Genomic DNA, 10,142 nt, shown 5'->3' on the forward strand with positions numbered 1-10,142 from the left:
CTGGCTGAAACCTTGGGCAAGGCCGAGTTGAAGGGTCGCACGTTCGGGGATACTGAGTTCGTGATAGGACATAGTGGCAGCACCGTACCGGAAAGGTCAGGTGTTGCACTCAGTTTTTGCGGCCGCCAGGATATAGTATTTTTTATTTGGTTCAATCGTCTCGGCGCTCGGCGTGAACGGTAGTTTGTGAAACTCCAGTGGGGTTTTTATTTCTTCCCTGAGGAGCTTTTCCAAATCGATAGCGCCTTTCCAGTCGTGGATGATGAACACTTTTTCAAAGTGCGGCGCGTAGGCCGGTCTGATGCTGATGGCGGATTCCAAAAATGTATAGGCGGTCTCCGGGTTAAGGCCATTTTCTGTGAGTATTTCATCCAGTTCCGATCGTGTGATGGTGGAATAGTTTTTTAAACGGGAGAGTGCGTTCAGTAAGGGCGGTGAACTGATTTTTGAAATCCCTCTGTCCGAGACGACCAATGCGTCATGCGTTAGGTTCAGGATGTCATAGTTGCTCATGGATAAACGCATGATGCAGACTCCTTAAGGTTTTTCCGGATCATCCGGAAAAACCTTTATGGCTCTATTGTTTATTTTTTCTCAGGCTCAGTTGCGTCATTGTGTGCGGCGTTGTGACCACCGCATCCACCACAACCTCCGCTGCCCCCTGAACAGCCTCCGCCCCCGCCACAGCCGCCACTTCCACCACAGCCTCCGGCGCTACCTGTGCCTCCCGCCATATAGGCGCCGGCACCTGAATTATGTTTCTCGTTAAAGTTGAACAGCACATCGCCAAGAGTTGAGTTGCTCATGATCTTGCTTCCAGTTCAATTTTTCAGTTCGGGGTTTTCTTATGTCACTTAAATTCTAGGCTCTAGGTGACATTCCTTATTTAGTTGCTGAACGGGTCAGTGGCAAGTTCGGCGATTATCTCGGTCTGTAGGAATAAGATCACATATAAAATGCACTTGTCTTACGTTGGCGAGTGCTGTTTTTTTAGCGCAGATTATTCAATCGGGGAAGGCGTATTTCCAAGTGTGCAGGTATCTGTCGTTATTGTGAGCAAGACTCTGTAGGTTTTTTCTTTTTTCTGGATTTTTACTTGCAGTTGGGTGGGCTAAATCTTCGTCGAAACTCGACGAACGGTTATGGTGCGCAACAGGATGCTGGCTTTTGGTCATCATCCTGTTGTGGCGTGCTGGTGAGTGAGTTCGCTTTACACCCGCACCGGCGGCTCCTGCGGCGGTGGGTCGCCCACGGGGGGCTGTTGGGGCGGCGGTGGGTCTTGTTCCGGGATGGGCTCGGGGTCGGGGATTGGCAGGGTCGGGTCGTCGATGTTGGGGTCGGGAGTTTCGGCGGGGATGGGGATGTTCATGGGCGGTTCTCCTGCGGTGGTTTTGCGGTGGACTGCGCGGCGGCGGGTTTTGCTCAGGTTTTTTGTGCAGGTGCTGGCCGATATTTGCCTGAACTTTGCCGCGGGCTGTGGTTCGGAACTTAATCGGCGGCGGCACCAGGACGGTGCGCCACGAGCCGAGGGCGGCGCGCATGATGGTGCGCACGCGGGCCGTGGGGTTACGGCCCGGGCGTTGCATGGGGACGGGCAGGCAGATCGCGGGTGAGCGGCTAACCTTGCCGGGTTCCTTGTGGCAGCTGGTTTTCCTCTTTCTTCAAGACCCAGAACAGCGGAGTGCAGGTATGAGTGTGTCGAGCAGGGATCAGGGGCAATCCGTGGGCAAGTGGTTGCCGACGGCCAAGGACATCGAGGCGTTGGTGCGGGCTGAGCATGCCGACCCTTTTGCCATCCTGGGGCCTCACGACGATGGCGCGGGCGGGCAGGTGATCCGTGCGTTCCTGCCCGATGCCCTGGCAGTGCAGGTGCTGGCCAGCGACAGCGACGAGGTGCTCGCGGATTTGCCGGCCAGCCGCGTGCCGGGCCTGTTCGTCGGCCATCTGCCCAGCCCGGGGCGCTATCGGCTGCGTATCCAGTGGCCCGGTGGCGAGCAGACCAGCGAAGACCCCTACAGCTTTGGCCCGTTGCTAGGGGAGATGGATTTGTACCTGTTCGCCGAGGGCAACCACCGTGACTTGAGCGCTTGCCTGGGGGCGCAACTGACCCAGGTGGATGGCATCGACGGCGTGCGCTTCGCCGTGTGGGCGCCGAATGCGCGGCGAGTGTCGGTGGTGGGCGATTTCAATGTGTGGGACGGCCGCCGCCACCCCATGCGCCTGCGCCACCCCAGCGGCGTGTGGGAGATTTTCATCCCCCGGTTGCAGGCCGGCGAGGCCTACAAATACGAAATTCTCGGCGCCAACGGCATCCTGCCGCTCAAGGCTGACCCCGTGGCGCTGGCCACCACGCTGCCACCGGACACCGCCTCCAAGGTCGCCCCCAAACTGGCGATGGCCTGGCAAGACGATGCCTGGATGCAGGCCCGCGGCGCGGCGCAAGCGGTGACGGCGCCGCTGTCGATCTACGAATTGCACGTCGGTTCCTGGCAGTGCGAGGTCGATGACCTGGGGGAAGTGGCCCGCCAATATGGCTGGGGCGAATTGGCCGAGCGGCTGATCCCCTATGTGCTGGAGCTGGGCTTCACCCATGTGGAGCTGATGCCGATCATGGAGCACCCCTTTGGCGGCTCCTGGGGCTATCAGCCGCTGTCCCAGTTCGCGCCCAGTGCGCGTTTCGGTTCGCCCCAGGATTTCGCCGGGTTCGTCAATGCCTGCCACATGGCCGGGATCGGGGTGATTCTCGATTGGGTGCCGGCCCATTTCCCCACCGATGCCCACGGCTTGGCGCAGTTCGACGGCACCGCGCTCTACGAGTACGGCAACCCGCTGGAGGGCTTCCACCAGGACTGGGACACGCTGATCTACAACCTGGGCCGCACCGAAGTGCACGGTTTCATGCTGGCCTCGGCGTTGCACTGGCTCAAGCATTTCCATGTCGATGGGCTGCGGGTGGATGCGGTGGCCTCGATGCTCTACCGCGACTATTCGCGCAAGGCCGGCGAGTGGGTGCCCAACCGCCACGGCGGGCGCGAGAACCTGGAAGCCATCGATTTTGTGCGCCACCTCAACGACGTGGTGGCCCTGGAGGCGCCAGGGGCGCTGGTGATCGCCGAAGAGTCCACGGCTTGGCCCGGGGTCAGCCAGGACACCCAGCAGGGCGGCCTGGGCTTTGCCTACAAATGGAACATGGGCTGGATGCACGATTCGCTGCATTACATCCAGCAAGACCCGGTGTACCGCGGCCATCACCACAACGAGTTGAGTTTTGGCCTGGTGTACGCCTGGTCCGAGCGTTTCATCCTGCCCATCTCCCATGACGAGGTGGTGCACGGCAAGCATTCGCTGATCGACAAGATGCCGGGCGACCGCTGGCAGAAATTCGCCAACCTGCGCGCCTACCTGAGTTTCATGTGGACTCACCCGGGCAAGAAGCTGTTGTTCATGGGCTGCGAGTTTGGCCAGTGGCGCGAGTGGAACCACGACCAGCAACTGGACTGGTACTTGCTGCAATACCCCGAGCACCGGGGCGTGCAGCAACTGGTGGGTGACCTCAACCGCCTCTACCGCGAGGCGCCTGAGCTGCACCAGCAGGATCATCTGCCCCAGGGCTTCCAGTGGTTGGTGGGCGATGATGCGATCAACAGCGTTTACGCCTGGTTGCGCTGGAGCGCCGATGACCGGCCGCTGCTGGTGGTGGCCAACTTCACCCCGGTGCCGCGCGAGGGCTACCGCATCGGTGTGCCCCTGGGCGGGCAGTGGAGCGAAGTGCTCAACAGCGACGCTGAACGCTACGCCGGGTCCAACTACGGCAACGGCGGCAGCGTCGAGGCCCAAACCGTGCCGAGCCACGGCCAGGCACTGTCCCTGGCGCTGAACCTGCCGCCGTTGGCGGTGCTGGTATTGCGCCCGCAGTAACGGCGCTGTTGGGGTGGCAAGCGGGCAGGCCCGCTTGCTACAGGCGCGATGGCCGCTCACCAGCGCATCCGCACACCCAGGCTGCCAATCAGGCCATTGAGGTCGTTGTCGTCCACGTCGCTGCTGTAGTCGGCGCTGACGTACAGGCTGACGGTGGGCGAGACCTTCGCCACCAGGCCCAGGCCCAATTCCACGGTGGAGGATTTGCGGCTGCTGCTGATCTTGTCGACCTTGTCCAGGGTCAGGGTGTCGCCGCTGTACACCGTGTGCCACAGGTTGGTGCGCACGTAGGGTTCCAGGGGCAGGCCGCTGACTTCATAGCGCCCCTTCAGGCGGGCGCCGACCCGGCCGCTCCAGGACGTCTGGGCGGTGGACGAAGGGCTGCCACTGCCCGCGTTGGGCGTGCCCAGGCTGATGCGTTGGTTTATCAATTGGGCTTGGGGTTCGACCACCCAGTTGTCGCCGATGCCGATGGGGAAACCGCCTTCCACCGACAGGGTCACCGCGTTGCCTTCGGTGGCCTGGCGCTGGCCCTGTTCGTTGCGGCTGTAGCCGCTGACACGGCCGCCACTGGCGCTCAGGTCAACGTGCCAGCCCTGGGCCCCGGTCAGGCTCCAGAACGCCCCCAGGCTCTGGCCCTGGACGTTGAGGGTGTCGCGGCGCGGATCGGCCATGGCCCGACGAGTGATGATGCCGTTGCCGTTGCTCAGTAACTGGCGTTCACCGCCCAGCAGGCCGATGCGTTGGGTGCTGCCGTCGCTGGCTTGGCGGGTGTAAAGGGCCGGGCCCTTGAGCAGGCCTTGGAGGTTGGCGGCGAACTGCGAGGCCAGGTAATCGGTTTCGGCCTGCCGGGCGGGGCGGCCGTAGAGGCGCTCCCAGGTGCTGGCGTTATCGATGAGCAACGTGGGGGCCAGGCCCGGTTCGCCAGTGGGCAGGGCGGCGGGGCCGTACCAGGCATTCGCCGGGCCCTCGGCGCGGGCGGCCAACGGGGCGGCCAACAGCAGGGAGGTGGACAGGGTGCAGAAGGTCAGGGTGATCTCGTGGGAAGTGAAGGAGGTTTTCATGGCGGTCTACCTTGCAATCGCATGCAGTCTCTCGCTTTGGCGTCTCTCCTACCCCGAATGAGGGGCGACCGAGTTCAATGAGGCAAGGCCCGGTGGCCCGCTGGCGCGGGTGTTGGGGGCCTGGCCCCGGGAGGTAATACCGGGGGTAGTAAGGTTGAGCTAAGAAGAGCGCGGGCAAAGCGTCAAGAAACTGCGCATGGCTTTGAAGATTATTTTTTAGCCCCGCCAAGGCCTTGAAATGGCTGCAAACCCTAAGTGCCTGTTTGTAGATGAAAAGCGTCGAAAGCCCCGTTCCAGAGGCTTTCGATAGGGGGCTACCAACTGACGCGCACGCCCAGGTTGGCGGCGACGCCTTTTTGCTGGGTGCTGTCGATATCGTGGCTGTAGTCGGTGCTGGCGTAGACACTCACCGCGCGGCTGAGGCTGACCACCACGCCCAGGCCCACATCCGCCGACGACGCTTTTTGCTGGCTGCTGATGCTGTGGCGGTTGTCGTAGGTCTCGCTGCTGGTGCCGGAGAATGTGTGCCACAGGTTGGCACGCACATAGGGCTCCACCGGCAGGCCGCTGACTTCGTAGCGGCCCTTGAGGCGTGCACCCAGGCGCCCGGTCCAGGCACTGTCGGCGTCGAACTCCACCCGCGACACGCCGTCATGGCCGCTGTCCAGGGACACCTTCTGGTGGATGATTTGTGCCTGGGGCTCGATCTCCCATTGCTTGCCCAGGGCAATCGGGTAGCCGGCCTCCACCGACGCGGTGAGGGCGTGGCCGCGGTTCTTGAGCTTGAGGCCGCGGTCGGAGTGGCTGTCGTTGTCCAGGCGTGTGCCCATCAGCACCATATCGAGGTAGGCGCGCTGCGGGTTGAGCAGGGTCCAGTAGAGGCCGAAGCTGTCGCCTTGCAGGTCAACCTTACCGGCGCGCCGGCCCTCGAAGCCCTGGTTGAAGCCGTCCACATCGCCCTTGACCTGGGTGTGGCCGACGAAGAAGCCGACCCGTTGGCTCATGCCGGATGCGGCCTCGGTGCCGTACAGGTCATTGCCCACCTGGAAACCCTTGAGCGAGCCGTCCAGGTGCGGGTTCACGGTGCCGGCCCAGGTCTGGTCCAGTTGCTTGCCATACACCCGGCCCCAGCCTGCGCCAAAGGCACCGTGCTCGGTGAGCAGGCGTTGTTCGCCCTGACGCTCGTGGAAGGTGCCCAGGGCCGAGAGGGTCAGCAGGTTTGCCGCGGGTTGCAACGCCGACCATACCGGCACTTCTGGGCGATACAGGGGAATGGGGCGCATGCCGGGCAGTACCACGGGCACGGGGGGGGAGCCGGGGGCGATGACCGGTAGGGTGATTTCGGGCTCTTCGGGGTTGCCAGGGTTACCTGGGTTGCCGGGATTGCCGGGATTGCCGGGATTGCCAGGATTGCCGGGTTCTTCCGGCCCCACCCCCGGCAGCGGTGTGACGGGCACGATGGCCGAACGCAAGTACCAACTGTTGCCCGTGTTGGCGGTGACGCCGCCCTTGAACAAGTAGTACACGTAGGGCCCGGCCGACACGCTGCCGTCTTTGAGGCTGAAGGCCGAAGGGTCGCTGCTGGCGGTGCCTTGGGCCTCTACCACCTGGATGCCGTTTTGCAGGCTTTCGGCCCCGGCGCCGCCGACGTTACTCACGCTGATCTGCGTGGTGCCGCCCAGGGTGCCGTTGACCACCACCAATTTGTCGCTGGGCGCATCGTCGCCGGCCAGCACGCTGTTGACGAACAACCGCCCGCCGCTGCCCGCGTAGTTGCCGTGCACGGTGAGGCTGTCGTTGGTGCGGCTGTTGCCGCTGCTCATGTCGATGATCCCCTCGTTGTTGACGGTGATCGGCACCGTGCCGTCCGGCGAGGTGATGCTGCCCTGCACGGGGGCCAGGGTAGTGACCGGCCCGAGGATATTGAACGTGCCGGGGAAGGGCGCGGTGGCCGCCAGGATAAAGGGCTCGGTGAGGTCAAAATGGCTGCCGTTGGTGAGGTTCACCGTTTGCCAGTTGATGTAGCGGCTGGCTCCGGCGGACGTGGTGTTCTCGAACGTCAACGTATTGCCGTCCGGGCCGCCGTCGATGCGCGACACCAGGCTGAGGATCAGTTCGGTCTGGTTGCGCAGCAGCGCGGTGTCGGTGCCTTCGCCCATGAGGATGGGCGAGCGGATGTGGCCGCCGCTCCACACGAAGCTGTCATCGCCGGCGCTGGCGCGGATTTCCCCGACCACTTCGCCGCCCTGCACGCTGATGCTGTCATCGCCGCCACTGACGCTGATGTTGCCGCCCACGCGCCCGCCCTGGACGATGATGGTGTCGGTGTCGAACCCGGTCACCAGGTTGCCCTGGATTTCCCCGCCCAACAGTTCAAAGCGGTTCTTGTCCAGCTTCATGTCCACGCGACCGATGGTGCCGGCGGTCATGCGCGCCGTATCGCCGTCCTCGAAGGCGCCAGTGATGGTGCCGCCACTCATGCTGAAGGTGTCGCGGCTGTCGCCTTGGGCCAGGGAGGCGATGGTGCCGCCGTTCATGACGAAGTCATCGACCCCGTTGCCCTGCTGCACGGCGCCGGTGATGGTGCCGGCGTTGATGACCAGCGAGTCGGCGCCATCGCCCATGTTCAGGGCGCCGTTGATAGCGCCGGAGTTCATCTCCACGCGGTCGGTGCCCGCGCCGAAGGTGACGTTGCCAGTGATGCTGCCGGTGCCGTTGGCGGGGAACGTCAGGCTGTTATTGCCCGCCAGGTCGGTCAGGGCACCGCTGGTGCCGCTGTCGCAAACAAAGTTGTCGTTGCCGGCCCCAGGCGTCAGCGTGCACGCAGCTTGGGCAACGTGGGGTGACAGCATGAGCAGGGAGGTGGTGGCGAGTGAGGGCAGTAAGCGAGCAGGGTATTTCATGATAGGTCCGGACCCCTGGCATTGAGCGGCTTTCTCGGGATGCCCTGCTGTCGCGGCCTATCAAAAAAGCCTTAATCCGGTTTGAAGGCACTGCACTGATGACTTGCAGGGTGTCTGTGGCTCAGACACTTGAAGTAGTAGTGGTTTTTTCGATGGCTGGCGCCTCGGCTGACCAGCGGTACTGTCAGATCTGACAGTTGCGCAGGGAAATAAAATGGCGTATGCGGCGCCCGCAAAGCCGCTAGCTACCCCCGGCTCATGCACAAAGAGGGTGGGTGGATGCCTTTTTTGTGGACGCTGACTAACCAGCGATGCGCCGTTAGCCTCGGCGCCTCTGTGGGAGCTGGCCTGCCAGCGATGGCGCCCTCAAGGCCCGCCTTGCTGGCAGGCTCTCATAGAGGGCGCGGGTGTCAGGGGTTGGTGGGGTGTTGGTCTAGGGCCCGGTCTACCAGCAGCTGCCCCAGCTCCAGCAATTGCTGGATCGCCAGGGCCACGCGGCGGCGCGAGCCGTCGAGTTCGAAGGCCAGGTCGCTGGCCATGACATTGGCGCAGGCCAGGGTTTCCGAGGCATTGGCCAGCAGGGTTTCGGGGTCGATGTGAGGGGCGACGGTGAAGAGCTGGGGCGAGGGCGGTGCGCTGACCTTGGGCGCTAGGTAGTGGTCGATGGCGCGGATGGCGGCTTCGTCGAGGGCGGGCGGGGGATTGGGGGTGATTTTGTGCATGGGGTAGCTCCTAGAATTAAAGGAGTTGCCAGCATCACTTCCACATGATGGGTGGCAACTGTACGCAGGTGTGGAAGACCGGGGATCTAGGAACCCGGCGCACCCGAAAGTGCCCCGCGCACAGCTGCCATAACACGTACTAGCAGACGCAAAAAAAGCGCCAACTCGGCTATGGGCGCTTCGCGCCTAGATCTTCAACGGGCTTCCACACCCGGCCGCTGATTTGGCAGCGGCTGGCGAAGGTTAGCCGCTGCCTCGGTTTAATACAACCCTCAAGTCCCTGCGCAAAACGCCCTACTTGCAGTAATACAACAAGAAACTGCAGGCGTATCGGGTTGTAGGATTACTTGTACTTTTTTCTGTTGTTTTTAATTAAATAAGTTGTATGCACCATGCGGGGATCTGGACATAGTCAGAAGTGTAATTTAAGTTGCATTTCTCAATATGATAAAAAAGAGCTGCTCCAGGCCCATACGGAAGACATACCCAATAGATTCTAGTTACGGATGGCAATGGGCAGCCATAGACTCTAAGCATATCGCCAATGGCCTCCCATCCGGCGGGTGCGGTGTTTGGCTGAGAGTGCATCCATTCAACTGCTTTTGGGTGGGTTAAAGGGGCCTCATGGGCAAGCAGACGATAAACATTCGTCACCGCTACTGGGTACGAACCAGAAGTTCCTATCCCGTCAGTGACTTGTATCGTCGCCAAACCATTGGTGTTGCCGGTTACTTTGCCTTGCGCATCTACGGAAGCAACTGCGGGGTTACTTGACGCATAGCTATACGGCGGTGCTCCACCGGTGGGCACTCGTGTGGCGGTATTGTTGATTGAATCCAGCCCGGTTCTGGGCCAAGCAGGAATTTTGATGGATATACCATTCAAGTTCATCTGGGTAGGCGCCAGGGTGAAGGGAACCAGAGTGTAGGTCTTGACCGGAAAACAGATGGCCCGGTTAACGTCGCCCTGGCTGGTCAATGACGCCTTGAAGTGCATCTCCACGGGGGAGCCGTCCTTGAGGCTCTCGAAGAATGGCTTATACCCCACCACTTGTTCGTGTTGTCCTGTGCTGATCCAGTTGGGGTTGGTATGTGCGGGCCATCCATTCCAGACCGTGAGGCTGGCAGGGGTGCCATCCATCTTGGTGCCTTTGATTTCCAGCCACACTGGGCACCCGTTGCTTATAAACGGCCATGACCCAATGCGCACGGTGGCCCCGCTGGTGATGGCCGAGAGGTCCAGGGTGGTGCCGCTGGCCTGGTTGATCTGGATAGTGGTTTTGGTCAACTCGCTGGTTGGCAGCGGTGTCACCGTCACGGTCACCGTGCCCGAAGGCGAGACCTGGCCAGCGCGCGTGACCTCGTATTTGAGGGTAAAGCTCTGGTTGCTGTTGCCGATATTGGCGGCGATGGCGCTGGCGGGGATATCGAACTCGACGGTCTTGTCGGTTTCGCCTGGTTTAGGGGCGATGGTCGGGCTGCCCGCGCCGGGTGTGCCGGCCATGACGAGGCGGATGCTGTCGCTGGTGCTCATGT

Annotated in this window: 7 protein-coding genes; 1 reads left to right on the forward strand and 6 read right to left on the reverse strand. The window is 62.1% G+C overall.

The window, feature by feature from the left end; genetic code table 11:
- Positions 1–96: 96 nt before the first annotated feature.
- Together AC19YR_RS24125 and AC19YR_RS24130 are read right to left on the reverse strand one after the other, a co-directional pair.
- The gene (locus AC19YR_RS24125) at positions 97–525 is read right to left on the reverse strand and encodes a hypothetical protein (RefSeq protein WP_500600387.1); all 429 of its coding nucleotides are present in this window, start codon (positions 523–525) and stop codon (positions 97–99) included.
- A gap of 685 nt (positions 526–1,210) precedes the next feature.
- On the reverse strand, positions 1,211–1,369 hold the full coding sequence (locus AC19YR_RS24130; protein WP_176465135.1) for a hypothetical protein: 159 nt from the start codon (positions 1,367–1,369) through the stop codon (positions 1,211–1,213).
- A 320-nt stretch (positions 1,370–1,689) separates the two neighbouring features.
- On the opposite strand from AC19YR_RS24130, the gene glgB reads away from it, so the two are divergent.
- Positions 1,690–3,918 carry a 1,4-alpha-glucan branching protein GlgB gene (glgB, locus tag AC19YR_RS24135; RefSeq protein WP_500600388.1) on the forward strand — a complete coding sequence of 743 codons (2,229 nt, stop codon included), beginning with the start codon at positions 1,690–1,692 and terminating at the stop codon, positions 3,916–3,918.
- A gap of 56 nt (positions 3,919–3,974) precedes the next feature.
- Here glgB and AC19YR_RS24140 read toward each other — a convergent pair whose 3' ends face one another.
- From AC19YR_RS24140 to AC19YR_RS24155, 4 genes are all read right to left on the reverse strand, one after another.
- Complete coding sequence (locus AC19YR_RS24140) at positions 3,975–4,982, reverse strand: autotransporter domain-containing protein (RefSeq protein WP_095109882.1); 1,008 nt, start codon at positions 4,980–4,982, stop codon at positions 3,975–3,977.
- A gap of 314 nt (positions 4,983–5,296) precedes the next feature.
- Positions 5,297–7,885: an autotransporter family protein gene (locus AC19YR_RS24145; protein WP_500600389.1), complete on the reverse strand. Its 2,589-nt coding sequence runs from the start codon at positions 7,883–7,885 to the stop codon at positions 5,297–5,299.
- A gap of 410 nt (positions 7,886–8,295) precedes the next feature.
- Complete coding sequence (locus AC19YR_RS24150; RefSeq protein ID WP_500600390.1) at positions 8,296–8,607, reverse strand: DUF6124 family protein; 312 nt, start codon at positions 8,605–8,607, stop codon at positions 8,296–8,298.
- Between the two features lie 372 nt (positions 8,608–8,979).
- A partial coding sequence (locus tag AC19YR_RS24155) for an immunoglobulin-like domain-containing protein (RefSeq protein WP_500600391.1) occupies positions 8,980–10,142 on the reverse strand: 1,163 nt, incomplete at its 5' end.

The sequence above is a fragment of the Pseudomonas sp. MF08817 genome, from assembly GCF_059862705.1.

Excerpts from the sequence above, each read along its gene's own strand:
- AC19YR_RS24130 (WP_176465135.1), bottom strand. The coding sequence starts at position 1,369 with ATGAACATCCCCATCCCCGCCGAAACTCCCGACCCCAACATCGACGAC.
- glgB (WP_500600388.1), top strand. The coding sequence starts at position 1,690 with ATGAGTGTGTCGAGCAGGGATCAGGGGCAATCCGTGGGCAAGTGGTTG.
- AC19YR_RS24145 (WP_500600389.1), bottom strand. The coding sequence starts at position 7,885 with ATGAAATACCCTGCTCGCTTACTGCCCTCACTCGCCACCACCTCCCTG.
- AC19YR_RS24150 (WP_500600390.1), bottom strand. The coding sequence starts at position 8,607 with ATGCACAAAATCACCCCCAATCCCCCGCCCGCCCTCGACGAAGCCGCC.
- AC19YR_RS24125 (WP_500600387.1), bottom strand. The coding sequence starts at position 525 with ATGCGTTTATCCATGAGCAACTATGACATCCTGAACCTAACGCATGAC.
- AC19YR_RS24140 (WP_095109882.1), bottom strand. The coding sequence starts at position 4,982 with ATGAAAACCTCCTTCACTTCCCACGAGATCACCCTGACCTTCTGCACC.